We start from the raw sequence: 24,491 nt of genomic DNA, 5'->3' as shown, positions 1-24,491 counted from the left end.
TCGCGGCCGTCCACCATTGTCGTCTGTGCGACCCGGATGATCGCCTTTTGTTATCAGCCGTCCGTCGGCAGACCGTGGCGAAATGCCTGATCTAGGAAGTTTGCGATTTTGGTCCATTCTTCGCCCACGCGGCCTGGCAGGGACGCTTTGATCCAGACCTCCGCTAAAAGTGCCTCTCGATCAACGTAGGCAGCGGTTTTCGTATAGTCATCTCTGAGGCGGGCAGGCCCTGACCGGGAGAGCTCAGTCAGCTTTGCCAGGGAGTGCGCGCCCTTGATCCTATTAGCTCTATCGCTGACGACCCTGATATTCCCCGCAATGTATCCGCAGGCAGGTCGAATGCGATCGAGCGATGGGGAGTTTTGCGATCGGCGCCCTCCACTTATCAGCGGGATTCCAAGCACTGGGCAGCGCTTCGGAATCACGATTGCCTCACGCTTGAGCGCAAAGGGTACATCAAGGCGACGCGCTCGACGGCGTGCGCGCTCCCAAAGTTCCAAGCCTGGCGCGAATAGCCGGCGCTGGCGCAAGTATCCCCGCATATACGCCGCGTTACAGGTAGCGCAGCGCCGGCGGTTTTTCGGCTTTCCATGGATCGGACAGATTGGGGGACAGGAGGTACGGTAGGTCATCGCGAAGCTCCGTGCTCGTTAGCAGGAGCTTCATATGTTAATCATGGTGTTAAAGTTCAACTATGATAAATAAGACTATCAACGATGGGGCCGGCCTTGTTGTGACGGGCGCGCAGTTGCGAGCAGCCCGGGGCCTGTTGAATATGTCGGTTCTGGAGCTTTCCGAGCGAACCGGGCTCGCGCTCAACACCGTTCGCAAGGCGGAAGCAACCAACGGAATAGCACCTATCACGCTGGCCAATGCGAAGCTTTTGGTCTCGACGCTCGACGAGCTAGGAGTTGTATTTATCCCAGCCGATAGTTTGGGTGCTGGCGTGCGGCTACGCTCGGTGGATCAGGAACCGTTGCAGCGTAGACGGTCCAAACCCGCATCTTGATGATTTGGTTTTCTCGGATTGGAACGAGGAGATTACTAGGCGATCCAAAGCCCGACCGGTTGCTGTTCGAGCCCTGGGGAAGTTTGACTCGTTGCTGACCTTGGGAAGGTCGGCCTGCAGGCCTGACTAGCGACCGCGCCGACGGCCTGCGGAACTCCCCAGCGTGCTCAAAACTTTCGTTTCGGATCGGCGGTTCAGCGGCTGCAAGTAGGTTGCACTATTAACGCGAGCGATTCTGATCGATTAGGCGCTCGAGTATGTCGAACTCGTCGGCATCTGGCCTGAGTCCCACGTCCGCCAGCAGAATAGCGTCAACCTCGCGCATCACCAAAGGGTCACGCAGGCGCTTTTCGACATCCTTAAGATCGTCCAGTGTGGGCTTTGAGCTGGTTGAGCTAAGGCCGAGCAGTGTCATCAGTTCGGGGAAGGCGTCTGACTGTCGGGAGAACCGCAGTTGCGGTGGGCTTTTGTCGTGAGCGGGCGTTACTACGAAACTCAGGGTCAGGGGGAAGGCCTCGAAGGTCTGTCCGACTTGGAAGCGCGAGGACCAACTGGTCGAGCTTGGGAGAAGAGCGCGCGCCCAAACCGCAAACAGGCGTGAGAGCAACAGGGTCGGTACAGCTGCATCGCCATCGATCAGGAACAGGCGCTGGGCCGGCACTTCGTCGATCGACAGAGATGCGATCTCCACAGGCACCTGGCCATCCTCAAGGACCCAGCGCCGACCATCTCCGGACGGCCTCGACCAGGCGGCCGCCAGATCGCTGATCCGTTTTCCACCGCCGGCGCTGCGACTGTCGTGCCGACGCATATCTTCGGCAAGGTGCTGCGCTACGCGGTCACCGGCGTTCGCCGCGTCGATTACAGCCGGCGCGGGAAGCGCAACCACCGCGTTTGCGGCGACACGCAAGGTGGGCCGATAGCGCCGCACTTGGTTCTCCAAGACGGATCCGCCGGAGGTCGCCAGCAGGTCTTCCCAATGGGACGGCGACAGGCGGACAATGTCACGGGCGTCAACACCACGTGTCACAAGCCCGCGGTTCCGTGCTTGTCGACGCAGCGACGGCAGTCGGATTTCAGAGGGCAGACTAAAAGGAGCCTCGCCGTTGAAGAGGGCACGAAGTGCGTCTCGATCAGTATAGCGAACAACCTGAGTGCCGCTTTGTTGGCCAACGCGCAACGCCGTCAGATCGGGCGTCTCGGCGGTGACTACTAGACGATGGTCGCCTCTGGCAAAAAACGCCTCGGTGGGTCCCGCAATAACCTCTCGAACTGCATCGGGCACGCTGGTGTGCTGCACCGCTGCCAGCCCCGATCCGGACGCCGCCATCACCGCAGCCGCGGCCAGACGCTGGAAATCTGGTCTGGCGTCGCGCAGAACGACGATCGCCGTGTGGGCCTTATCGTCCATAAGATCGCGAACGCGGATGACGAAGCGAGCGTCCTCCTCACTCGATGACGCTCCGGCAAGTTCCGAGATCGTGGCGAGATCGCGATCGGTCGCGCGGTCAAAAAAAGTCGATAAAATCCTAGGTCCCGTCTCCGGCATGACCAGAAGCTGCCTGTGTAGGCCTGTTTCTCCTGCGGCCGCCGCGCTGGTGGTGGCGATGATATCGGCCATGCGCCGATCGACGGAGCGTCGCGAGGATCCCGACCAGTAGGGGGAGCGAGCCAGCGTCGTGTCGATAATCCCATGGCAGCGCGCAAGAAGCTTGTCCGCCGTCCCGTCGAATAGGTTTGAGGGCCCGTCCGCGGGTGGGATCGGCGCGAACAGAAAAGGCCGACCGCGGCCGATCTCTTCGGCAATCGACATCAATTGGTCGACAAAGCCGGCGTCGTTCAGCATCTCGTTGGTGACCAGGCAAACGACCACCTGGCTCGCCGCGAACATCTCTGTCGGCGACAGACGATCGGCCACATGGATACGCGGTTCGACGAGGGGCCTCAGATCAGCCTTACGGCCGAGCGCTGACCCGACCCCAGTAGACGCACTGTTGAGATAGCGGGCGATCTGTCCGGCCCGCCGGTCGGGCGCAATAACAGTGATGCTCGGGACATCGGCCTCGTCAGGACTTGGTCCGACGGCCAGGAAGGGCTCTGGTCCGGCGACTGTCGGGGTAAAGCTGATCGGCTCGGCCCGCCGCGTCTCGCCAGTTTCATAGCGGACGCGAACCGACACGCCGAGCCGTTCGGCAAAAATGGCGACAGCTGCATCGAGCCTGTCGGCGACGGCCTGACCACCCAGGGCTTGAGCGATCCCGGGCGGCATCGACACTTCGAAAAGCCCGGCTCCGACCTCACGCGCGGTGATGTTGGCGCAGAGTGCTGTGGCCTCGCCTGCGCCGCGGTTGCGGTTCTGAAGGCGCCGCACAACCACCAAGACGCCCGGTCGAAGCACAAGATTGCAGAAGGCTCGCGCATCCCGTCCGCTGGCCAAACGCTGCGTGAGGAATGCCCGCGCCCGTTCCGCGAGAGCGGCTGTATCCGGCGCGTCGGCGGCCAGCGACAGATCGAGCCATGAAAGCGGCGCCACGCGCTGAATATCGGCCGCATACGCTGCTAGCGCGGCCAGGATCTCACGCGGCGTCCCAGCGAAGGCTTCGCTGTTCCACAGAAATACGTCCTGCCAGGCCGATCCCAGCCCCGCAGACAGGGCAGGGCCGGCGAGTCGTGTGACCGGCTCGTCCTCAAGCACCGCAAAGCCGGCGATTGCGCCGCTGTGATCGCCTTCGACAGTCGGCACGGCACAGTACCAAGCGTTGGCACCCGGGCCTGCGCCCCAGGCCGGCAACGCAAAGCCGCTTTCGGCAAGCTTCACATAACCAGCGAGGTAGAGCGGGCCATCGATCATCTCAGTCATTGAGGAGACCCTTGCCGCGATACCACTCACGACAGATTGCGCGGATGTCTTTCTGGAATTCATCCGGGGCGCGATTGGGCTGCCAGTCATAGAGTTCGATCTCCGCGCCGATCTTCTCGATCGCCGCGACCAGTGGATCGTTGCCTTCCAAATATTGTTTGGGAAGGATGACCAGCTCCACATTGCCGACTAGGTCGACATTGTGTGCCGCCGCCAGTTCGATCGTCGAGGCGCGCGTGTCATGGTCGTTGCTGAGTTCGACACCCATGCGGGCGACGTCGACAAATCCGCTGGTCACGCTCTCGAAGGGCGGAATGTCGGTGTTGATGTCTTCCCGCAAACGCCCCTCAAAGTAGGCCTCCAGGGCGCCGAAGGCCCAGCCGATGTGACCGACCGCGGCCAGATGGTTCGGCTCTAACCCGTAGTCTTCCAGAGGCACATACTTGTCGGCTTTCGAGGTGAACGCGCCCTTGGCACCGCCACCGGTGTCGAAGGGATAGACATGGCGCGGCGCTGGAACCGCCTCGGGCCTGACGATGAAGGCGACGGGGAACCGCGATATCTGATGAGATTCCTCGCCTCCGAACCGGCTTCGGTAGGCCGGCCGAAGGACGAAAAAATAGAGCAGCTCGACGTCGAAAACGTCACACCGGCGCGTGACGAACTTCCCGGTCCGAACGACCTCGTTGGCCGACCAGGCCGCGGTCATATGCACCAGCGGCAGGCTCTCAGGCAGGCCATCGGGCCTGGTATGGCCGATCAGCTGGCGGTCGTAGTTGACCCCGTCACGCCGCGGCATGCCACCGGCCCAGGTGCGCGGTTTCTTCGGCCCGGCCATCAGACGGGCCTCGCTTCGCGATTGGCCGCGTCTAGAACGCCGCTCGCCCGCGCCGTTTGTAGAGCCTCAAGCCCGTATCTGGCCTGCTTGACCGATGGACGCTTTTCCCAGCCGCCGATGGCGTAACCAGCCAGGGTGCGCAGGATGCCGGCCATCCGCCAGTTCAGGACTCCGGCCTGCTGACCAAGCTCGGCGGCGCGCAGCCAGGTTTCGCTGTCGATCTCCATGACCTGGCGGATGCGGTCGAAATCCTCTCCCGCCAGCGCGCCGGCCTTGTCGCTTTTGCCCGGCGCGGTGGAGGCGCTGGCGTTGGCCAGTTCCGGGGGCAGGGGATCAAGCAGCGGCGGGAACTGCTCCCTGACCGCCACCCAGCACTCTTCGCGCTTGAACCATTCGCCGGGATTGCGCTGACCGGCGGTCGAGCGCAGCGCGGCGTCGACCGCACCGGCCCAGGCGCGCAGCAGATCCTCCAGCTCGGTGGACAAGGCCTGGCGGCGCCAGACGCCTTCGAAGTCGAACGCCCCGCCGGTGCGCTGCGACAGACCCGCCACAAGGTAGGCGACGATCTGCGAGCGGAAGGCCGGAAAGCCCGTCTGACGCACGATGCGTTCGGCTGTGCGATAGAGCAGGGCGGTGGCGACCAGGCGTCGGAACCAGGCCTCGTCGGGCGCCGCCTGCGGATGCTCCTTCAGGCGCTGCATGAAATGCTGGAAGTTCTTCTGGCCGCCCATGCAGACCCTGTAGGGCTGACCGTTCCAGGCGTTGAGGTAGCGCGCCAGATCGAGCTTGCTCAGGCGCCGCGACTTGGGGGTCTGGACCTTGAAGGCCTGGTCGTCCTTCGACCGGTAGGACGCCTTCTGCTCGGCGGCCAGATAGGAGCCGCGGGCGCGTTCGTAGAACCACCGTCCGCGGCCGTTCTCCAGCCAGCAGTTGTTGGCCAGGGTCTCGACCGCCTGATGGAAGGGATCGTTGGCCGAAAAATCGGCCTGCTGGACGGTGTTCTGGCGATTGGCCGCGCGCGAGACCGCGCCGACCATCTCGCTGAGGTCGCCACTGGTCACGCGAATGATCTTGACCGGAACCTCGACCCCGTCGAGCGGCAGCCGATCCTTGAAGCGAGCCCTGTGCAGCGACGCCGTCGTCTGCCCGCCGTTGACGATCTGCAGACCGCGCAGCCCGCTGATCAGCTGGCGGCCGGCCGCGTCGGTTTCAAAGTCGATCGCATCGACCGTGGCGACGATGCCGTTGTTATAGGCCAGGAAGCGCGAGGGCTCCTCGGCGATGGTGCGGCGAAGCTCGGCGTTGACGCTCTTGCGACCCTGGATGCCCAGGAAGGCGCGAACATTGAGCTCGAGCAGGCGAACGCCGTATGTCTGGTAAATCCGCGACAGCAGCTCGCCGGGCAGGACGGTCAGATAGGCCTCATAGCCGCCGGCGTCGGGTCGGACGGGCAGGCAGGCCAGCGACGCGCCCGACATCTGCTTCAGATCGACGGCGATGTCCGATCGCGTTTCGCCCTCGCCTAGGACACGGTGCAGGCGGGTCATGTCGAAGGCGTCGTGCTGGATCGCTCGGCCGTTCCATTCGCTGTCCGCAGGCAGCGAGGACCCCGTCAGCTGATCGGTTAGCAGCGTCAGCCGGATAATGCTGATCTGGTCGGCTTCCTTTTCGATCCGCCTGGCCAGGTCGCTGGCGTCGGTATTGGACGGCTCGAGCTTGTCAGCCAAGCCCTCCATGGAGGCGCGGGCGAAGCGCAGCGCGCGGTCGAAGGCGGTGCGGATGTCGGCCGTCGGCAGCCGGGTCGGCGGCGTCTGACCGGTATGGATGGTGGTGAAGAGCTCCAGCGCGCCACGCTCCTCATCGATGGCGTAGCCGTCGATGCGATAGGCGGCCCGGCCGGTATGGCCTTCCTGATAGAGATCGAAAGCCTGCTCCAGGCGTTCGGAGTCCTCCAGCCGCTCCAGCACCAGCTTGGTGAACATTTCTCCGGAAAACAGCGTCGGGGCGTCAGGGCTGGCGACGGCCTCCTCGACATCGGCGGCGAAAGCTTCCGCGTAGGCGTGCAAGGGATCGTCCACTCAAGTCCTCCGCGGGCGGAAGGCGGCCCGGATTTCCGGCCATAGCCGGCCGAGCGCTCGAAGATGAGCAAGGCCTGTCGCGTTGGTCATCGACGTTTGTGCTCCTTCTGGAGCACGGTGTTTTCGACATAGACACGGCGGCTGGCCGTGTTGCTGTCGGGGAAGCTGACGACGACGCCGATCACCGCTTCCTTGGTGCTGACGTTGGTCCTGACTGTGTCGGGCTTGCCGGGTTTATCGGGCTTGTTGGGATCGAGCGGGTAGATGATCAGCAACCCGTTCCGGCCGGGCCGGATGCGCCGAATGTCCGGCCCGGCCGGACGCACCGCGGGCTCCTGGCCCGTGGCAGCCCGAACGGCATTAGTCTCGGCCAGGGCCTGCAGATATTGCGCGTCGGTCAGGTCAACGGCTTCGTCCGGCGGGTTGAGGATCGAGCGGACGATATAGCGGTCGGCGGCTTGTCGTTCGGCCACAGGCTGGCGCACGGTGCTGCGAAGATCATGCCCGGCTAGCGTCACGTCGCGCCCTTCGCCGGTCGGTACGAACACCGTCCAAGTCGTCAGCTCCGCCGGGTTCTGGCGCAGCTGGTCCTCAATGTAACCGGCCAGGCGCGCGGCCTCGATCTCCCTGTTACCGGGCGGAAAATTCAGCGTCCGCAGATAAGCCGCCACGCGCTCGCCTGACACGTCGCGCCAGATCAGGCCCGTGGCCGTGCCCGTGCCCGCCGGCCGCGGACCGTCGCGCTGCGGCGGCGCCAGCGTCTCCAAGAAGACTTCCGTCGCCGCGGCGTTCTCTTCCAGCGGCTCGCGGTCGGTGTACATGACCGTCTGAATCTTGCCCTCGCCGCCAAACCCCGCCTGACGCTCGACGGCGTGGCGCTGCTTGTTGGCGGCGGTGACGTTCATAACGCTGTGGGCCTCGACACGCAGGCCATAGTCCTTGGGCGTGTCGCGCATCAGCCGCATGTGGACCAGCTCGGCGCGCAGCTCCTTGCTGGCCGTGGCCACGTGCCGGAACCAGTCTTCCATGTCCGGGGTGGTGTAGAGGCGACAGACGTCGGCGAAGCCGCGGCGATAGCCGAACCAGCGGCCCATCTGCAGCAGGCTGTCGTACTGCTTGGAAATGCGCAGGAAGTAGCTGACGGTCAGGCCTTCCAGGGTCAGGCCGCGGGAGAGTTTGTCGCCGCCGATGGCGATCACCGACAGACCGGTCTCGACGTAACGATCGTAGTCGAGCGTCGACTTGGAACGGCCGTTGGCGACGATGACTTGGATCTTGTCTCCGGCGGTCGACAGCGCCGCCCGGATGGCTGGCCAGTCGACATGGACGATCCCGCGATCGAAGACCGTGCCTGCGATGGCGTCCGTCGTCGGCACGAAATCATTGCGCCAGAGCGTTTCCAGCTCGGCCAGAACCTCACTGTCGCCGCCTGAGATGCGGGCCCGGACGTCATCCAGGTATCGCTCGACCTGGGCGTGGACCTGGTCGTGGACATCGATGAAGCGCGAGACGTGGATCAGCATCGAGCAGTGGGCCGAAGGTTTGCCGCGGGCGGCGCGGATCGCGCAGGACAGCAGGAAGGCCAGGACCGCTTCCTTCAGCGACGGCGGCGGCTCGCTGGCGCCGTGATAACGCGGGCGCAGGAAACGATCGTGGGTCTCTGGGATCCAGCCGTCCCCGGTCTGGTCGACATGGCGGATCAGCGGCAGCGCCGAGCTGTCGACGTCGTCGTTGGTCCCGAACACTGCCGTTGGTCCGAAATAGTCGTCCGGCGGGGTCAGGGCGAAGATGAAGGTGGAGGGGAAGAGGTCCGAGCCATACTTCTCCGCGGCGCGATCGTCGTGGATGAGGATGTTGGCGAACGGGGTGGCGGTGTAGGCGACATAGGCCGAGCGCTTGAAGGCGCGCAGCAGTTTGCGGATCTCCCCATTGATCTTGGTGGGATCGTAGTCCTCGTCGAAGCTGCCGTCCGGCAGGGTCGGCTGGTCCTTGGTGTCGATCGAAGCCTGATCAGCTTCGTCGTCGATCACCAGCAGCGGCGCCTTGCGAAAGTCCTCGGGCAGCTTGCCGATCCAGCCGTTGAGATTACGCAGCACCGTGGCGTTCTTCTTGACCACGAACAGGCATGGCTGATCGAGTGGCGCGAAGTTAGCCTGGCGCGCGAAGGCGATGTTGAAGTCACCCGTCGGTGAGGCCAGGGTCAGCGCCCCGGCGGGAAGCGCTGGCGGGATCAGGCCCACGCCGACGGGCTTCATGCGGCCTGCATCCTGCTGTTCGGGCCGGGTGTCGTAGCCGAGGAAATCCAGCTCCAGCCGGATCTGGGTCTGCAGGCGCAGCACATTATGCATGCCCGCCAGAACGATCACGACGCGATAACCGGCATCGACGGCACGATTGATCACCCCGGCATAGTGGGCTGTCTTGCCCGACTGCACGTCGCCGACGACCAGGCCTTTCCAGTTCCAGGGCCCTGGGCGCTGGGGATCATCGAGCAGCTCGACGACGCGGGCGGTGCTGTCGCGCAGTTCGTCGACCGAGCGGACAGGCCAGTCATTCTCCTGCAGCTTCTGGAGATAGCGGGCCATGAACGGCCCGGGCCGGCGTCGATCGCCGACATACCACTCGCCCGGCAGCGAGCGATCGACCACGGCGATCGCCTGACCCTGCTGGACGACATATGCCGTCTCCAGCACCCTGACGGCCTCAGCCAGTTGAGCCTCACTGAAAGCCTGACCCGTCCGCCGGGCGACGATAGGGCTCACCGAGTCGATGGCCTCGCTGATGGCCGTGCGATCGACGGGCTGATCGTCGGTCGACGTCAGCAGCTGCCTGGCCATATTGACCAGGGTGTGAACCGCGTCGGCGCTCATTCAGGCGCGCCGAGCTTTTCGAGCACGGCTTTTCGCAAGTCAGGCGCATCGAGCCGCATGGCGCGCAACAGTCCGTCGAGGACTTCGGCCGGGGGCAGCCCGGGCGCAGCCGACCGGACGGCGATAACCAAATCCTCGACTAGGTGATCATCGACCGCTTCGCGGCCGCCAGCGGCCTCGACGTTGTCGGACAGGTCCAGCCAGATGCGCTCGACGGGTACGGAGCGCTCGATCAGGCTGATGGCCGAGCGGGCCAGCTTGCGCACGGCGGTGTCGGCGGCGAGCAGCTCGGCGATAATCGGATGCTCGCGGTTGATGCGGTAGCGACGCTTGCCCGAGCGATGTTCCTCGTTCCAGACAAGCAGCACCGGCTGGGCAGGCCCCTTCTGGCGGATGGCCCCGCCGCGCCAGGCGAAAACCTCGCGCGCCCTGTCACGACATTGGCCGCCGATCGCCGACAGCCGATTCTTCAACGCCGCCGGCGGCCGGGCTCTGGCCTTGCGCACGTCGATGCGCCAGGCTGCATCCACGGTCTGGGGAAGGTCGATGGCGATGCGGGCCAGACGGCTGCTTTCGTCCTTGGTCCACTCGCGATGTCCGCCCAGGCCCAGCCAGCTGCCGGCGACCACCAGCCGCTTGGCGCGATAGATGTAGAAGCCCTGGCGTTCAGCCCAACCACCAGGCCCGCCTGCAGCAGTGAATTCGGCCTCATTGGCGAAGCGGTCACGATGCGGCAGGACGTAAGGCGCTGCGTCGACGGCTTGAGCGCCGGCCCCGACCTTGCCGCTGGCGAGCCGGCTGGTGGCCGGGTGGGTGCGCAGCATCGGATCCCAGCCGTCGACCGGGCGATCGTTGATGATAATCGCCACCCGCCGGGCGTCGCCATTGAGAAAACGGTGGAAGACCATGCCAAAATGAGCGCGAACATCTTGGATCTTGGCGAAGAACCCTTCTTTATCCAGACCGTAGAGACCGCCCACCTCATCCATGCGCTCCAGGGCCACCAGGGTGCCGTCGGCGTCGTCCGGCGCGGCGACGTGGTCGAACGCGGCCGGGGTGACGCCGATCTCGGCGCACCAACTGCGGGTCTGGCGCACCTTCGCGACGTCCCAGCACATGCTGCTGGTCACCCCCGCCTGGCGGGTCACCACGGTCAGCCGCTGACACTGAGACAGGGATGCGGTCTTCAGGCCAAGGCCAAACCGGCCCAGATCGTCAGGGTCGCGTTCGCGATCCTCGTCGCCGCCAAAGCGCATGCCATCGCGCAGCGCCTCGAACGACATCCCTCGGCCATCGTCGCGCACGGCGATGCGCGGATCGCCGTCGTTCCAGTCGATGCTCAGCCGGATCTCGTCGGCTCCGGCCGACAGGCTGTTGTCGATCAGGTCGGCCAGGGCGGTTTCCGGCGAATAGCCAAAGCCCCGTAGGGACTTGAGCAGAGCGCCGGCATGGGGCGCAATTTCCAGACTGTCCACGTCGCCGCCCCCGCCATTTCCCCAAGGCGGCGCGGGGCTCAGCCGCTCTTCTCAAAGCAAGATCTAAGCTCTGCCCAACCCGCTTTGCGTCGTGGTGCAGAGCCAGCGACGCGAGGGTATGATGCCTGCAATGCTACAGCACGTTTTCGCCTGAACTCAAGCTTAGAGAGAGGGCGCGCTGCTCATGACACGTATCAAGGGTGACGGCGCTCTTCTTACGACGCAGCGGGCCAGTCGCCCGACAATTGGCCTTCGACCGCGCCGGCGTCGAGCCACGCGATTACCGTCTGTGTGACCTCCGGCATGGCCCGACGGGTCCGACCGCGCAGAGCGCATTCCCACACCGTCAGAACTCGCCAGCCTGCAGCGATGAGCATGCGGTCAGCCGCCGCGTCGCGCTGACGGTTTCGGGTGATCTTTTCGACCCAGAAGGCGGTGTTGGTGGCAGGTGTCACGCTCTTGGGACAGCCGTGGCCATGCCAGAAGCAGCCGTGCACGAAGATTACCGCTTTGCGGCCGGCGAACACCAAGTCCGGGGTTCCAGCCAGCCGGCGGTCGTGGATCCGATAGCGAAGACCGGCCGCGTGCAGATGGCGGCGCAGCAACATCTCAGGCTGGGTGTCGCGCGCCCGGATCTGCGACATGTTGTGACGTCGCTGCTCGGGCGTCAGGGGATCCAGGCGTTGCGCCAGACGCGAGACTTCCTCCAGCTCAGTCATGGCTTCCTCCGTGCGCTCGCGGCGCAACGTCATCGCGCCGGATCAGGCTTTGAGCCGTCCTGCATTGCGCGCCGCTTCCCGACGGGCCAGCACATGGGCGACCCTGCCGGCGATCGCGTGGCTCAGCATAGGCGGAACGGCGTTGCCCACCATCCTGAAGGCGTCGGTCAGCGCTACGCCGCCAAAAGAGAACCAGTCGGGAAAGCTCTGGATCCGGGCGGCTTCACGCACCGAAATCGTCCGGGGCGCGTAAGGGTGGACGTAGGCGTAGGTGTCCTTGCCCATATGGCTGACCATGGTCTTGGCCGGACGCGAAGAGTCCATGCGCGTCAGCCAGTCACCGTGGTTGCCCTCGCGCTTTTCCATATATTTCCCGCCCAGCAGATGATGGGGGTCGCCGAGCTTTTCCCCGGTATGCTCCAGCAGCAGCCGCAACGGCAGCGCGCCGTCCACGCGGTCCCGCAACGCCTTCAGCGCCTGACGATCGGGGAGCACCAGACCCTTTCGACGCGTCGAAGCCAGAACGTTGTAGTCCGATGGGGACACCGCCAGCAGCGCATCGATCAGGTGATTCAGGGCCCGGATGGTGGGGGCTTCATCGGCGCGGTAGTCCATCCAGCGCTTGCCAGGACCCATCAGCGAGAAGAACGCCGCATCGTCAGCCCGTGCGGCGCGGCTGGCGTGGGCGTCGACCACAGTCGGTATCGTCGGTGATCCAGGACGGGGCCGGCGGATCCACTGGACGAACGGATGCTCGCCGAGAACCGAATCGTCGACCTCCGCCAGGGTCGACATCGCATCGCCGCCCTTGATTTCGCCACCGACCACGGCGGGCGCAGGCAAGCCCGCCAGGGCCAGAGACATCGGGGCTTCGCGGTCGCGGCGCAGCGTCAGGCAGCTAGTCGCCTCCTTGGCCGCAGAAGCTGCACCCGGGCGGGCCAGCACGCCGACCATGAAGTAGCGCAGGCGCGTCTGCGGAATGCCGAACCGCGAGGCGTCGAGGACATCCGAAGCGACCTCATAGTTGGCTTCGCCGTCTGAAACGTTGGCGATCGCTTCGGAGAGAATGTCAGTGGCCTGGAATTCCCCGTCATCGACCTTCACCACCGATTCAAAGTGCTGAACGTTCTCGAAAACAAAGGTGTCCGGCCGCAGCGCGCTTAGCACCATGACATACTGTTGGAAAAGCAGATTGCGCGAGTCGCCGGCCTCGGCATTGCCGTGGACGTGAACGCGCGCGTCGCGCAGACTGCGGATCTTGCCCCGGCCGATGCGACTGAAACCCTGGCACGGCGGCCCGCCGACCAGAACCGAGACCTGGGCGGTTTCAGTGTAGAGCGCACGCACCGCCTCGCCGAAGGCTTCATCGGCGAACAGCTCGCTGCGCAGCTGCAGCCGCTGCGCCCGCCAGGTCATCCAGGCCTTGCGCACATCGTTCATGCTGTGGGTGTTCAGGAAGCGGACAAAACCGCCGACCCGACGCGGCGCAGACTCAAGCTGGCCAGGGCCTTCGGCCTTCTGTTTGTCCGCCAGGACCCGAACCTCATCGACCCATTCAAGGCGCGCCTCGTCCAGCCACTCGCTCTCAGGTTTCCATTTCTTCTGCCGCGTTTCGCCCAGATCGCTCGACGAGGCGCTCCAGAGCATCCGCGGCAGACCGGCAAGCTTTCGGGACGGGCGGGGGAGCCCCAGTTTCTCGTGAAACCCGATCACCGAGGTCTGATCGAGCGCACGATTGTCGAGCGTGTCGAGGTCGTCACGCCAGGCCTGTGTCGACCGGATAGTCCTCAGCTCTTCGAGGAATAGGCGATCAACGCCGGCCACCGCATTGAGAAAGTCCGGAAAGCCGCCGTTCCTGATTCCATTGAGCGTMGTGTGGATCGCGCTGTTTTCCAGTGGTCCGCCGACATGCTGCAGATAGAAGGCCAGGAACTCGGTTTCATTCATGAACTGGGTGAGGTCCATGACCCGGCCAACCGAATGGTCGCCATGGCCGAGGATCTCAGCGTTGCGATTGAGCACCGAGATCGGCTTGGGCTGGATGTCCAACGCCAGGATCGTCCGAAAATGGGCGCCGTCGCCCAGCACGTCAAAACCTAGGCTCAGGCCGCCACAGCCGGAAAACACATCGACCACGAGTCGCGGCCGGGCCGGCGGCGGCGGCGGGGCTTCGGCCGCATCCTCAGGCAGGTCTTCGGGCGCAGGTTGAGCCAGCACGAAGATATTGGAGGTCTCGCGTTCGGCCAGCCAGTTCTCGTACTTGCGCACGGAATCGCTGCGCACGTGCTCGCCGGCGAGATGGAGCTGAAGGGTCGTCGAGCCGACGCCGATGGCCGCCGCCGCAGACTTGATGTCAAGATTGCGCGCGATCATCGCTTTGTTGACCCGGTCCATCAAGGAGCCGGGAGCAGGAGGGCGCGGATCATGATTCGTCAGCTTCGACATTTCGCTACGATAGCGAACGCATGCGTCTCCAGCCTTAATCTTGAACGTGTCCTTGCATAATAATTCATGCCCTGCGTGTCGATCAAACCTCGAACGGAGTCAGGTCGAGACCGTCGCCGGCAACTAGGACGCATGCATCTGCAACCAGCTTGGTGTTGATATGCCAATAGCTCTGCCCGTTGGAGCGGTGAGTCATTTTCATATTTTCGAGAAGGGGCTCAAGGGTTCCAACCGGTATTGCCCAGGAGCGGCCGGTGTCGAGGCCAACTAATACCAAGTAGGCGTCGGGTGCGCCCGCAAGGTAGTCCCGCTGACTTTCGTACAAGCCATACCAATAAGTCTGGTAAGCGCGAGGATAGCGACGAGAGGTCATCACGATCGCCCTGACCGCGCCGTCGATGGTTTCGAACAACGAGCCCTTCTTGGAGGTCAGATCCACGCCCAGTCTGTCGGCAAGTGCGGCGGCAGCGTATTTTTTGACCTGTGGAGACGACAAAGCTCCTCCGGACGGTGTTCGGTTCGGGCGCACCCGATCAGACCGTATGACCCCTTCGACGGCTTTGCGCGGCTCAGCACGGCCCACCGCCGCTTCAATCATTTTGTCCGGATCAGGACTCAGCGGACGGCTGCCGTGCCAGGCCCGCGCGAAGGCCTCATGTATTGTCGGAGTGAGAACCCTGGCCTGCTCCCAAAGCTCCAGAAACAGGGCGCGGACCTCTTCTACAGCCTGGAAGTCCTCGGGCCGATCAAGACAGATAACGGCTTCGCGGTTGGAGGCAAACCCGCCGTCAGTGAGGTTGGCTGAGCCCAAGATAGCACAGTCGTCAAAAAGATAGATTTTTGCATGGAAGCGATGAGTTAGAAAACGCACCTCCACGTTTGGTGTCTGAAGAGCGATGGCGATAGCATCTGGGTGGGTGGCGCTGTTAAGGCCAACAAGAATTTGTATCTTCTTACCGGCAGCAGCAGCGTTGACGATTGGACTAGAGGCTGTGAAGTAGGGGGCGGCCAGATGCAGCCGCGAAGCTCGGGCAGTCAGCCGCTCAAAGAGGCTATGGACGCGATCGAACTTTCCGCCATTGGAATACACTCGTTTCATGTGTCCACCCAATGCTTTATGTGGATTTTGCCGGCAATGACCTGACTATGACTAGCAGCGCTATGCACCTGAATAGTCCCGCGGCCAACGGAGGCCTCTTGCGAAGACGAGTTTTTGGAGGTGCGCTAATGTCCGCTCATGGCGCGTGCTTGCTCAATTAGATCTGGCCCCTACTGGCCGTAGATTCTGGCGAGCGCCCGTACGCGCTCTGCCAATTTGCCGACGCCGTCCAGACCCAAACGCACGATGCCCTGGCCCCGATCGAAGGTGTCGGCCTCAAGCTCGTTTAGCCGGAAGAAGTTGTAGGTGTACCAACCCTTCGCGCTTCCTGCCTTGATCCTGAATTTGATCATCACCGCTTGATTGGATTGTTTCATTTTCCGGTCGAGATGCTTGGTCCAGCGGTCGTAGTTCGGGTGAATGATCCTGTAGTTTGCGCTGGTCTGAAACGGCGCTGATGACGTGGTGTTGACGACAAACGTGTCGCCCTCTCGCTTGAGCTCAAGGTTACAACGCTTGCACGACACCGAGAGGTTCCAGATCTCATATGTGAAGGCCGTGTACTTGGCCTTTGGCAGCACATGCTCGCGATCAATCTTGAAGGGGCTGTGGCCGTGCAAGCTTTCCTTGCAGTAGCAGCAGGTATCGCTCTGCCGAGCGAGATGGAAGACGCGAATCTGCGCTTTGACAGCGGCTATGTCGGGGTTGTCCACTTCCCAAGGCTTTGCCGTCGCCAGCGCGGCCTTAACCGCCGCTTGCTGCGCCACTGTGAGCGTCCAAGTCGAGAGCCCGGGCTTATATGCGTCAGTCATCGTTGCCCTCAGCGCCCAGAGCAGCGGGCTCGGTGCCGGCCTCGCCGATCAGCGCGCGAACGGCGGTGAAAAAGGCCTTTTGCTTCTCGTCGAAACTGTGCTCGGAGAGCGAATTGACGAACGCAAGAACATCTTCGCGGGAGCGCTCGCCACGTTCGTACTGATTGATCGCCTCGACTATTTCCTCACTCACAAAGTGGTTGGCCGGGGTTACGATATCGAAGGCCCGCCAGAGCACCTCTTCGATGCCGAAGCCCGACGATCGATCGGATAGGTCAAGCCGTCTGGGAGCGCCATCCTCTAACGCGTACACCGATACTAGGTCACGATAGCGGGTGATGGCGCCGGTGACGATCAGCGGCGCATGGGTGGCGATGATCACCGAGAAGTTGCGATAGGTCAGCGCCGCGAAAACCTTGGCGACGTACTCGCGCTGCCAGCTCGGATGCAGGCTATTTTCCGGTTCATCTATGAGAACGATGGCGTTCTGTCCAACGATCGTGATCAGGAAGATGAACGAGGAGATCAGCGACAGCTCGCCTGAACTGGCCTGCTTGACCTCGAAAGCGGCACCGCCTTCCTTCTGCAAATAGACCCCGACCTCTTTGAGCAGACCGGCTTTGCGCAGAGCGCCTTCGGCGCGAAGCACCGCAGCAAAGTCCTGGCCTCGTGAAAATTCGAAAGCTGAGGCTGATGCGTCGATCCAAATGATCTCGCCAATGCGAGAGCCCTGTAAAAAATTCACGGCCTCCTCAAAGTCGCGCAGCTGCTCCTCAGTTCGAATGCCGAGTTCCTCTAGTTCTGGAGGCGGCCGGTCTTGTGGGGGCCAGTTGTTCAGGTTGAGAACCGGGTCGAACCCAAAGCGCGGCTCGAAGCCACATCCCTCCATGAGAGCGCTGATCTGGTAGAAGTCCGAACGCGCCATATCGAGCGCTTTTGACATCGCGTGCTTTATCAGTGCCTTGGCGGACTGATCGCTGCGCCCGGCTGAGATACGCTTGGCGCGCCGAAGACCCACGAACCGATCGTGGGCAGCGTTACAGACGATGTAGACGTCACGACCGTTCGCATATTTCAGCGCGATCTTTCGCAGGTAATTGCTTTTGCCTGATCCATTGGGGCCCACTAGGATGGCGACCGCATCATCATCAGCTGTGCCTTCGTTGAAACCGAGGCTTCTCAACAGCATATTCGTTTCTCAGGTTCGATCTTGGCCACACGTGAGCTGCGCGTCCTTGCAATCACGTAAACCAGCCGCCGACGCTAGAGCTTGAGCATAACTGTTCCCATTAATCGCGCATCGCCTCCATCGTAGCCCGCGGGATGCTCACAGGAATCTGAACGTCCAGTTCTTGGACGTGTGCCAGATGTCGACTTCTGGCGCATCAGCCGATCCCGAAGCCCAAACGTTGGCGATGTGCTGCAAACCGAGTGCAATCAATGCATTTCCATCAGCTTCTCACCATCGAGACAGACGGAACGATAGGCCTCCGCGAACCCAGGCTTGTCTGGCGTCCATACTATGCTGGTGGCCATGAAGGGCTGTTCGCCGACATAGGCGCCGTAGGCGTTCTTGGCGTTTACAACACCGCATGCAGCGGTCACCGGTGAGCCATCAAGCGTCCCATTGACGGCCCAGACGTCGCGGAAGATCGCGCTGTCTGGATCGCGGAGCGAGGCCTTCATCGTGCTGTAAGAAGCCGACGCGATTCCGTAATAGATATTCGCCTGCCACTCCTTTGCATCGGCCTTTGCCTTCTCATCGGCGACCATCTTTTCCGTCGCGGCCGCGCGAGCGCTCTCTGCCTCCCGCTCGGCATGCTGTGTGGCCTGTGTTGCGGCATATTGTTTGGGCGTGAACATCGCCTGGAAGCGATCCACCACGAATACTCCCGCCATGGCGACCAGGGCGAGAAAGATGATGCCGCCGGCGGCAGTGCTGACCCAATCTGATTCACCCGAACTCGACATTGCCGTCCTCCATTAGTGCCAATTGATCACTATAGTGACTGGCTCAAGGTTGAGGATTCGTTGCGCTTGCGCCTCATGGGCTTGGCGCAAATTTTCGGGGCGAACGTTCGTCGGCTACGCCAGGCGCGTGGGCAAAGCTTAGAGGCGCTGGCCGACGAGGTTGGGCTTGCCTATACCTATGTCGGACAGATCGAGCGTGGGACGCGCAATCCAACGTTGGCCGTGGTCGAGAAGTTTGCGAAGGTGTTGGGTGTCGATGCGCTCGCGCTTTTAGGGAGCGGGCTTCAGGTCTCCTAATCGCCTGAGCACCTGTCCGTCAAAGGCGAGCTTTCTTTCTTGGCAAACTACGTTTTGAGGGAGCTTTGGAGGCAGCTAGGCGGAATGCTCGCGTGCCATTCATGCGCCATGGAGCGAGCGCCACGGATTAGCACCAAACGGAGACCGCGAAGCGAACATGCTGAAATCATTGGGAATGCCTAGTTATGGATGGCAAATCCATACCGAGCATTCCCAGAAGCTACAAAAAATGTAAGCTACTGAAAATGCTTGGAAAATGGTGGGCGCAGTAGGATTCGAACCTACGACCCGCTGATTAAGAGTCAGCTGCTCTACCAACTGAGCTATGCGCCCGCTCGGCCCGAAGCAGTGGAGTGCCTCGGCGGCGAGGCGCGGAACATACTCAAAGAATCTTGGAACGCAAGGGACTATTTTTTGGCCAGACGAGATATCAGCGGAGCCGTCGATTTCGCTTACCTGGAAGGGTTCGCGATGGACGATTCCGCGGTCATTGACGAGGTGCTGGCGCTGTTCCGCGAACAGGCCGCGCTGTGGACGCCGATGCTCGATCCGGGCCATCCCGGCTGGCGCGACGCGGTCCATACGGTGAAGGGCGCGGCGCGCGGCGTGGGGGCGTTCCAGCTGGGCGACGTCTGCGCCGAGGCCGAGGCGGGGACCGCCAGCCTGGACCAGGTGCGCGACGCCCTGGACGTGGCCCTGATGGACATCGCCGCCTACGCCCACGAACGGGCGCTGCGGTCGCTGAAGGGGTAGGCGCTACGGCTTCCGCGTGAACTCGCCCTTGAACCCGTCCAGCGCCAGGGTCCCGTGGTCGGGATCGGTGAAGGTCAGGGTCAGGTTCGACGACACCAGGAAGAAGTTCCCCGCCGACTCGGCGACCAGCGGTTCGGTCGAGCCCTTCCAGATTTCGGCGATCAGGCCGTCGGGCCCGGGGTGGATCGTGAAGTCGCCGACGCTGGGGATCAGGAACGTGCCGGCGTAGGGCGCGCGCTGGTCGGCGGTCAGGGCCGTGGCCGTGCGGACCACCTGCCGCTGGTCGGGCCAGCCGTAGGCGGCGGCCACGGCGCGAACGATCCGATTGCCCAGCTCATAGCCCTGGTCGCCGTTGGTCAGCACCACCACGCCGTCGCCGGAGGCCAGGTAGCCCACCATTGTGGCCTTGTAGCCGGCGTTGGAGCCGTCATGGCTGAAATAGGCCTTGTCGCCCTCGCCATGCACGCCCACGCCCAGGCCGTACTCGGACTTGACCGGGGTCAGCATCAGCCGGGCCGTGGCCGGCGAAAGCGCGTGACCGGTCTCGCCGCGCGCCGCGCCGCGCAGGTCGATCACGAAGCGGGCCAGGTCGTCGGCGGTGGTCCACAGCCCCGCGGCGGCCATCTCGGGATAGACGTGCGGACCACCGGCTATGGGCGCGCCCACGGCGTTGTGCGGCCAGGCGACATKGGCCAGGCGCTGGGCGTCCAGCGGCTGGTCCTCGCTGCTGTCGGCCATGCCGACCGGCTTGAACACCGTGCGGCGCACGAGGGCCGGAAAGGTCTCGCCCGTGGCGTCGACCATCATCTGCTGGGCGATCGTGTAGCCGCCGCCGGAATAGCGATAGGCCTGGCCCACGGGCGCGTCGACGACGACGGGCTTGGAGTTGGCCGGCGTCGCGCCGTCCAGCACCTGAGGCGCGGTGGGAACGGGCTGGCCGGCCGCATAACCGGCGAAGCCGTGCACCGTGGTGCCCGCCGTGTGCGAGAGCAGGGCGCGCAGGGTGACCGGCGTCTGGGCCGTATAGGGGCTGGCGGGCAGCTTCCAGCTCTTCAGCACCGTGTTGACGTCGGCGTCGAGCGGCAGGCGGCCGTCCTGGACCAGTTTCAGGGCGGCCATGGCGGCGATCGGCTTGCTGACCGAGCCGGCCTGGAAGGGCGTGCGGTCCGTCACGGCCTCGCCGCCCTCGTGGGTGACGCCGAAGCCCCGCGCCCAGTCGATCTTCCCGCCCTTGATCACGGCGATGGCCACGCCGGGCACGTGCAGTTCGGCCATGTCGTGGACCAGGGTCGAGCGCTGGACCGGTCGGCCGGTCACCGCCACCGCCGGGCGCAGGCCTTCGGTCACCGCCTTGATCCGGGTCTCGACATCGTCCGCCTGGGCAGCGGTCGCGGTCAGCAGGAGGGCGACGAACGGGAGGGCGACGTGACGCATGCGGGAACTCCTTGTGTCGGGATTGCACCCAAGCTTCGCGGCGCGGTCAATTTAAGGATGCGTAATTGGCGTCACGCCGTTCGCCTGCCTAAGCTGCCGCCGAATCCAACGGAGCCTCAAACACCATGACGAACGGTCCCTGGTCGCATCATCGCAGCGCCGCCGTCGCCGACGACATCGATTTCGAGATCAAGGGCCAGGAGCTGCAGTTCCTGGAGATCGAGCTGGATCCGGGCGAGAGCGCCGTGGCCGAGGCCGGGGCCTTCGTCTGGAAGGACGCCAGCGTCCAGATGACCACGGTGTTCGGCGACGGCTCGGGCGACAACGGCGGGGGCTTCATGGGCAAGCTGCTGGGGGCGGGCAAGCGCCTGGTCACCGGCGAGAGCCTGTTCACCACCGTCTTCACCCACACCGGCTCGGGCAAGGCGCGGGTGGCCTTCGCCGCGCCGACGCCGGGCAACATCCTGCCGCTGAACCTGGGCCAGCTGGGCGGCTCGCTGATCTGCCAGAAGGACAGCTTCCTGGCCGCGGCGCGCGGCGTGTCGATCGGCATCCACTTCCAGAAGCGGGTGATGACCGGCCTGTTCGGCGGCGAGGGCTTCATCATGCAGCGCCTGGACGGCGACGGCTGGGTGTTCGTCCAGATGGGCGGCGCCCTGGTCGAGCGCGAGCTGAAGGCCGGCGAGGAGCTGCACGTCGATACGGGGTGCCTGGCCGCCTACACGCCGGGCGTCGACTTCGACCTGATCATGGCCGGCGGCGTGCGCAGCGTGCTGTTCGGCGGCGAGGGCCTGTTCTTCGCCCGCCTGCGCGGTCCGGGGAAGGTGTGGATCCAGTCCCTGCCGTTCTCGCGCCTGGCCGGCCGGATGCTGCAGGCGGCCCAGGGCGGCGGCGGCAACCGCGGCGAGGGCTCGATCCTGGGCCAGATCGGCAACCTGATCGACGGGAATTAAGCCACGACTTCTGACGGGGACATGCCCTTGTGGCGTGTCCCCAAGTCCTGGCTCCGTGGATGCTGCTGGGGACACGCCGCAAGGGCATGTCCCCGGCCGGCGCTCAGTCAGCCCTTCGTCTTATCCCAGCTGTCGTACTCATACGCGATGCAGCGGTCGATCAGCGTGCGCCAGACGGGCTCGGCGATGGCTTCCGACAGGCCCGACTCGCGGGCGGCGGCCTTCACCTTCTCCACCACGTCCTCGATCCGCGCGCGGTCGAACACCTTGGAGCGGTCGGCCTTGATGCGGGCGGCGGCGTCCATGTAGCCCTGACGCTCGGTCAGGAGCTGGACCAGAGCCCGGTCCAGGGCGTCCACGCCCTTGCGAACGTCGAGCATGGTCGAACAGTCGGCGGGGGCGAGGCGCTCGTCGACCGTGAGAGTCGTCTTGATCATGCGCCCCTTTAAGCCGGTTCCGGCGGCCGGGGCCACCCGAAACCTTGAGCTAGATGCCCGCGCCGTTGTCCATGGTCAGAAGGGCGGCTTCGTGGGCCGCCGCCTCGGCCTGCAGCCACGAGACGAAGGCCTTCACCTGCGGCAGGCGGCCCTTGGCCTTGGGGTGGACGACGTAATAGGCGAAGTCGACGGCGGTGGCGGCCTCGAACGGGATGACCAGGCGGCCGGCGTCGAGATCAGCTTGGGCCAGGGTCTGCTTGGCCAGGGCGATGCCCCGGCCGTTGGCGGCCGCCTCGATCACCAGGCTGGACTGGTTGAAGCGCGGGCCCCGCGCCCCGTCCACCGACTTGATGCCCCGCGCGGCCAGCCACATGGCCCARTCCGGGCAGCTGTCGTCGGCGTCGGGCGAGCCGTCGTGCAGCAGGATGTGGTGGGCCAGATCCTCGGGCGATTCCAAAGGGTTGGTGGCCAGGAGTTCAGGTGACGCGACAGGCACGACCGTCTCGTTCAGCAGGCGGATGACCTCCAGGCCCGGATAGCGGCCCGAGCCGTAGCGGATGGCCAGGTCGACCTCGCCGGCGGCGAAGTCGACGACCTCCATGCCGGCCGACAGCCAGACGTCGACCTGGGGCTGGGCCTGCTCGAACTTGCCGAGGCGCGGCACCAGCCACTTGGCGGCGAACGAGGGGGCGGCGGTCAGGGTCAGGCGGCGGCCGTCGACGGCGGCGGTCAGCAGGCTGGCGGCCTCGGCTAGGCGGTCGAAGGCCTCGCGCAGGGCGGGCAGGGCGGTCTGGGCGGCGTCGGTCAGCAGCAGGCCCTTGGGCGTGCGCTTGAACAGGGCCGCGCCGACATAGTCCTCGAGGTTCTGGATCTGCTGGCTCACGGCGCCGGGCGTCACCGACAGCTCGTCGGCGGCGCGGCTGAAGTTCAGGTGACGCGCAGCCGCCTCGAACGCACGCAGGGCGTTCAAGGGCGGGAGGCGGCGCCGTTCTGACTGTCTTTCCATGAGTTTTACTGAACGCCCCGGCAGAAGACCTTGTTTGCGAATTGGCCCGTCGCCGCCCAATTTGCAAGCGTTCGCTGACGGAGATGGCCCTTTTCGTCGGTGAACGCGGGCGGGGCGGACCCTAGGGTTCGCCCCGCAATGCTTTCGGCGTAACCGGTTTGGCGAAGTCGCCGGTCCGGGGCGTCGGCAGTGGCGTCTGGCTTATAGAGGACCTGAATCGCATGGCTCGGCCCACGGTCCGATCCGTCTCGCGGCCGAAAGCCGGTCTCGTCGCCCTCGGCGGCGGGACGAGCGTGCGCGTCCCCGGCCGAGTGACCCTGGTCGGCGCGGGGCCCGGCGATCCCGACCTGCTGACGATCAAGGCCTTGAAGGCCCTGCAGGCCGCCCAGGTGGTCGTCCACGACGGCCTGGTCTCCGACGAGATTCTCGACCTGGCGCCCGCGGCGGCGCGGCGGATCAACGTCGCCAAGCGCAAGTCGCGCCACACCCTGCCGCAGGACGACATCAACCAGCTGCTGGTGGCCTTGGCCCTGGAAGGGCTGGAGGTCGTGCGGCTGAAGGGCGGCGACCCGTTCCTGTTCGGCCGCGGCGGCGAGGAACTGGCCGCCTGCCGCGAAGCCGGCGTCGATTGCACCGTGGTTCCCGGCGTCACCGCCGCCCTGGCGGCCTCGGCCGGGGCCGGCGCGCCCCTGACCCATCGCGGCGCGGCCCAGGCCGTGACCTTCGTCACCGGCCACGCGGCCCACGGTGAACCGGACCTCGACTGGACCGCCCTGGCGCGCCCGAACCAGACCGTCGTCGTCTACATGGGCGTCTCGACCGCCGGCCTGATCGCCGAGCGCCTGACGGCCGCCGGCCGCGCGGGTTCGACCCCGGCCCTGATCGTCGAGAACGCCAGCCGCCCCGACGAGCGCCGCATCCTGACCACCCTGGCCGGCCTGGCCGTCGCCGCCGAGGGCCTGAACGGCCCGGCGTTGCTGATGGTGGGCGAGGCCATGGCCATGGCTGACGTCGGTTCGCCCGACCTGGCCGATCTCCAAGTTCTCCAGTCCGCGAGCCTGCGTTCATGAAAGCCATCACCGCCAATCGCCTGATCGACGGCGAAGTCGTGTTCTGGAAAGGCGGCGCCTGGATCGAGGGCTTCGGCGACGCCCAGCTGTTCGACGAGGCCCAGGACGCCGAGGTCGAGGCCGCCGTGGCGACGGGCAAGGCCCAGCCGACCGTGGTGATCGACGTCTATTCGATCGACCTGACCCCCTCGGCCGGCCATTGGGCGCCGGTCAGCTACCGCGAACGCATCCGGGCCCTGGGCCCCACCAACGAACCCACCCACGGCAAGCAGGCCGTCGGCGGCGAGGTGGTCGAGGCGCTGCGCCACGCCGACGGCGCGGCCCGCTCGACCGGCCGCGTCGACCTGATCCGCAGGAAGTAAGCC

Annotated in this window: 20 protein-coding genes and 1 tRNA gene; 6 read left to right on the top strand and 15 right to left on the bottom strand. The window is 64.7% G+C overall.

The genetic code is table 11. The annotated features are described in order from the left end of the window. Window positions 1-694 precede the first annotated feature (694 nt). The gene (locus tag AC1U89_RS09970; RefSeq protein WP_479899550.1) at window positions 695-1,009 is read left to right on the top strand and encodes a helix-turn-helix domain-containing protein; all 315 of its coding nucleotides are present in this window, start codon (window positions 695-697) and stop codon (window positions 1,007-1,009) included. A gap of 220 nt (window positions 1,010-1,229) precedes the next feature. On the opposite strand, the gene AC1U89_RS09965 is transcribed toward AC1U89_RS09970, so the two are convergent. From AC1U89_RS09965 to AC1U89_RS09915, 11 genes are all read right to left on the bottom strand, one after another. Beyond that, window positions 1,230-3,869, bottom strand: a complete 2,640-nt coding sequence (locus AC1U89_RS09965; RefSeq protein WP_479899549.1) for a hypothetical protein — start codon at window positions 3,867-3,869, stop codon at window positions 1,230-1,232. Further along, entirely contained in the window at window positions 3,862-4,707 is an 846-nt protein-coding gene (locus AC1U89_RS09960; RefSeq protein WP_479899548.1) for a hypothetical protein, read from the bottom strand. Before AC1U89_RS09960 ends, AC1U89_RS09965 begins: the two co-directional genes overlap by 8 nt. Beyond that, the gene (locus tag AC1U89_RS09955; RefSeq protein WP_479899547.1) at window positions 4,707-6,785 is read right to left on the bottom strand and encodes an AIPR family protein; all 2,079 of its coding nucleotides are present in this window, start codon (window positions 6,783-6,785) and stop codon (window positions 4,707-4,709) included. The genes AC1U89_RS09960 and AC1U89_RS09955 overlap by 1 nt, the downstream gene beginning before the upstream one ends. Window positions 6,786-6,871: 86 nt before the next feature. Continuing rightward, window positions 6,872-9,655 (bottom strand): Z1 domain-containing protein, encoded by a 2,784-nt coding sequence (locus AC1U89_RS09950; RefSeq protein WP_479899546.1) that lies wholly within the window; start codon window positions 9,653-9,655, stop codon window positions 6,872-6,874. After that, window positions 9,652-11,130: an ATP-binding protein gene (locus tag AC1U89_RS09945; RefSeq protein ID WP_479899545.1), complete on the bottom strand. Its 1,479-nt coding sequence runs from the start codon at window positions 11,128-11,130 to the stop codon at window positions 9,652-9,654. Before AC1U89_RS09945 ends, AC1U89_RS09950 begins: the two co-directional genes overlap by 4 nt. 215 nt (window positions 11,131-11,345) lie before the next feature. Then, window positions 11,346-11,849, bottom strand: a complete 504-nt coding sequence (locus AC1U89_RS09940) for a very short patch repair endonuclease (RefSeq protein ID WP_479899544.1) — start codon at window positions 11,847-11,849, stop codon at window positions 11,346-11,348. 42 nt (window positions 11,850-11,891) lie between these two features. Further along, a complete protein-coding gene (locus AC1U89_RS09935) occupies window positions 11,892-14,294 on the bottom strand; it encodes a DNA cytosine methyltransferase (protein ID WP_479899543.1) in 2,403 nt (800 codons plus the stop codon). A gap of 82 nt (window positions 14,295-14,376) precedes the next feature. Then, entirely contained in the window at window positions 14,377-15,393 is a 1,017-nt protein-coding gene (locus AC1U89_RS09930; protein WP_479899542.1) for a phospholipase D-like domain-containing protein, read from the bottom strand. Window positions 15,394-15,563: 170 nt separating this feature from the next. Beyond that, window positions 15,564-16,205: an HNH endonuclease gene (locus tag AC1U89_RS09925; RefSeq protein ID WP_479899541.1), complete on the bottom strand. Its 642-nt coding sequence runs from the start codon at window positions 16,203-16,205 to the stop codon at window positions 15,564-15,566. Continuing rightward, window positions 16,198-17,394 (bottom strand): AAA family ATPase, encoded by a 1,197-nt coding sequence (locus AC1U89_RS09920; RefSeq protein WP_479899540.1) that lies wholly within the window; start codon window positions 17,392-17,394, stop codon window positions 16,198-16,200. The genes AC1U89_RS09925 and AC1U89_RS09920 overlap by 8 nt, the downstream gene beginning before the upstream one ends. Before the next feature lie 248 nt (window positions 17,395-17,642). After that, window positions 17,643-18,176, bottom strand: a complete 534-nt coding sequence (locus tag AC1U89_RS09915) for a hypothetical protein (RefSeq protein ID WP_479899539.1) — start codon at window positions 18,174-18,176, stop codon at window positions 17,643-17,645. 60 nt (window positions 18,177-18,236) lie between these two features. Between AC1U89_RS09915 and AC1U89_RS09910 the strand changes: the two genes are divergently transcribed. Further along, window positions 18,237-18,473 carry a helix-turn-helix domain-containing protein gene (locus AC1U89_RS09910; RefSeq protein WP_479899538.1) on the top strand — a complete coding sequence of 79 codons (237 nt, stop codon included), beginning with the start codon at window positions 18,237-18,239 and terminating at the stop codon, window positions 18,471-18,473. Window positions 18,474-18,730: 257 nt separating this feature from the next. Here AC1U89_RS09910 and AC1U89_RS09905 read toward each other — a convergent pair. Next, window positions 18,731-18,806: transfer RNA gene (locus AC1U89_RS09905), tRNA-Lys, on the bottom strand. Window positions 18,807-18,887: 81 nt separating this feature from the next. Between AC1U89_RS09905 and AC1U89_RS09900 the strand changes: the two genes are divergently transcribed. Beyond that, window positions 18,888-19,226 (top strand): Hpt domain-containing protein, encoded by a 339-nt coding sequence (locus AC1U89_RS09900; RefSeq protein WP_479899537.1) that lies wholly within the window; start codon window positions 18,888-18,890, stop codon window positions 19,224-19,226. Window positions 19,227-19,229: 3 nt separating this feature from the next. Here AC1U89_RS09900 and AC1U89_RS09895 read toward each other — a convergent pair whose 3' ends face one another. Further along, window positions 19,230-20,660 (bottom strand): serine hydrolase domain-containing protein, encoded by a 1,431-nt coding sequence (locus AC1U89_RS09895; RefSeq protein ID WP_479899536.1) that lies wholly within the window; start codon window positions 20,658-20,660, stop codon window positions 19,230-19,232. Window positions 20,661-20,785: 125 nt separating this feature from the next. On the opposite strand from AC1U89_RS09895, the gene AC1U89_RS09890 reads away from it, so the two are divergent. Continuing rightward, window positions 20,786-21,613 (top strand): TIGR00266 family protein, encoded by an 828-nt coding sequence (locus AC1U89_RS09890; RefSeq protein WP_479899535.1) that lies wholly within the window; start codon window positions 20,786-20,788, stop codon window positions 21,611-21,613. 107 nt (window positions 21,614-21,720) lie between these two features. On the opposite strand, the gene AC1U89_RS09885 is transcribed toward AC1U89_RS09890, so the two are convergent. Both AC1U89_RS09885 and gcvA read right to left on the bottom strand, forming a co-directional pair. Further along, window positions 21,721-22,050: a chorismate mutase gene (locus tag AC1U89_RS09885; RefSeq protein ID WP_479899534.1), complete on the bottom strand. Its 330-nt coding sequence runs from the start codon at window positions 22,048-22,050 to the stop codon at window positions 21,721-21,723. A gap of 49 nt (window positions 22,051-22,099) precedes the next feature. Next, window positions 22,100-23,056, bottom strand: coding sequence for a transcriptional regulator GcvA (gene gcvA / locus AC1U89_RS09880; protein ID WP_479899533.1), 957 nt, complete (start codon window positions 23,054-23,056; stop codon window positions 22,100-22,102). A gap of 221 nt (window positions 23,057-23,277) precedes the next feature. Here gcvA and cobA point away from each other — a divergent pair, with 221 nt between their 5' ends. Together cobA and AC1U89_RS09870 are read left to right on the top strand one after the other, a co-directional pair. Next, window positions 23,278-24,126: a uroporphyrinogen-III C-methyltransferase gene (gene cobA, locus AC1U89_RS09875; RefSeq protein ID WP_479899532.1), complete on the top strand. Its 849-nt coding sequence runs from the start codon at window positions 23,278-23,280 to the stop codon at window positions 24,124-24,126. Next, on the top strand, window positions 24,123-24,488 hold the full coding sequence (locus AC1U89_RS09870) for a DUF2849 domain-containing protein (RefSeq protein WP_479899531.1): 366 nt from the start codon (window positions 24,123-24,125) through the stop codon (window positions 24,486-24,488). Before cobA ends, AC1U89_RS09870 begins: the two co-directional genes overlap by 4 nt. Window positions 24,489-24,491: the final 3 nt, after the last annotated feature.

The organism is Caulobacter sp. 05T431 (genome assembly GCF_056665975.1).
Note: the sequence above shows the minus strand (reverse complement) of the source record. Positions and strands in the feature narration are given on the sequence as shown.

What these genes read in the sequence shown, in the direction of transcription:
- AC1U89_RS09970 (WP_479899550.1), top strand. Translation starts at nt 695, where the DNA reads ATGATAAATAAGACTATCAACGATGGGGCCGGCCTTGTTGTGACGGGC.
- AC1U89_RS09965 (WP_479899549.1), bottom strand. Translation starts at nt 3,869, where the DNA reads ATGACTGAGATGATCGATGGCCCGCTCTACCTCGCTGGTTATGTGAAG.
- AC1U89_RS09960 (WP_479899548.1), bottom strand. Translation starts at nt 4,707, where the DNA reads ATGGCCGGGCCGAAGAAACCGCGCACCTGGGCCGGTGGCATGCCGCGG.
- AC1U89_RS09950 (WP_479899546.1), bottom strand. Translation starts at nt 9,655, where the DNA reads ATGAGCGCCGACGCGGTTCACACCCTGGTCAATATGGCCAGGCAGCTG.
- AC1U89_RS09940 (WP_479899544.1), bottom strand. Translation starts at nt 11,849, where the DNA reads ATGACTGAGCTGGAGGAAGTCTCGCGTCTGGCGCAACGCCTGGATCCC.
- AC1U89_RS09930 (WP_479899542.1), bottom strand. Translation starts at nt 15,393, where the DNA reads ATGAAACGAGTGTATTCCAATGGCGGAAAGTTCGATCGCGTCCATAGC.
- AC1U89_RS09925 (WP_479899541.1), bottom strand. Translation starts at nt 16,205, where the DNA reads ATGACTGACGCATATAAGCCCGGGCTCTCGACTTGGACGCTCACAGTG.
- AC1U89_RS09920 (WP_479899540.1), bottom strand. Translation starts at nt 17,394, where the DNA reads ATGCTGTTGAGAAGCCTCGGTTTCAACGAAGGCACAGCTGATGATGAT.
- AC1U89_RS09915 (WP_479899539.1), bottom strand. Translation starts at nt 18,176, where the DNA reads ATGTCGAGTTCGGGTGAATCAGATTGGGTCAGCACTGCCGCCGGCGGC.
- AC1U89_RS09890 (WP_479899535.1), top strand. Translation starts at nt 20,786, where the DNA reads ATGACGAACGGTCCCTGGTCGCATCATCGCAGCGCCGCCGTCGCCGAC.
- AC1U89_RS09885 (WP_479899534.1), bottom strand. Translation starts at nt 22,050, where the DNA reads ATGATCAAGACGACTCTCACGGTCGACGAGCGCCTCGCCCCCGCCGAC.
- cobA (WP_479899532.1), top strand. Translation starts at nt 23,278, where the DNA reads ATGGCTCGGCCCACGGTCCGATCCGTCTCGCGGCCGAAAGCCGGTCTC.
- AC1U89_RS09870 (WP_479899531.1), top strand. Translation starts at nt 24,123, where the DNA reads ATGAAAGCCATCACCGCCAATCGCCTGATCGACGGCGAAGTCGTGTTC.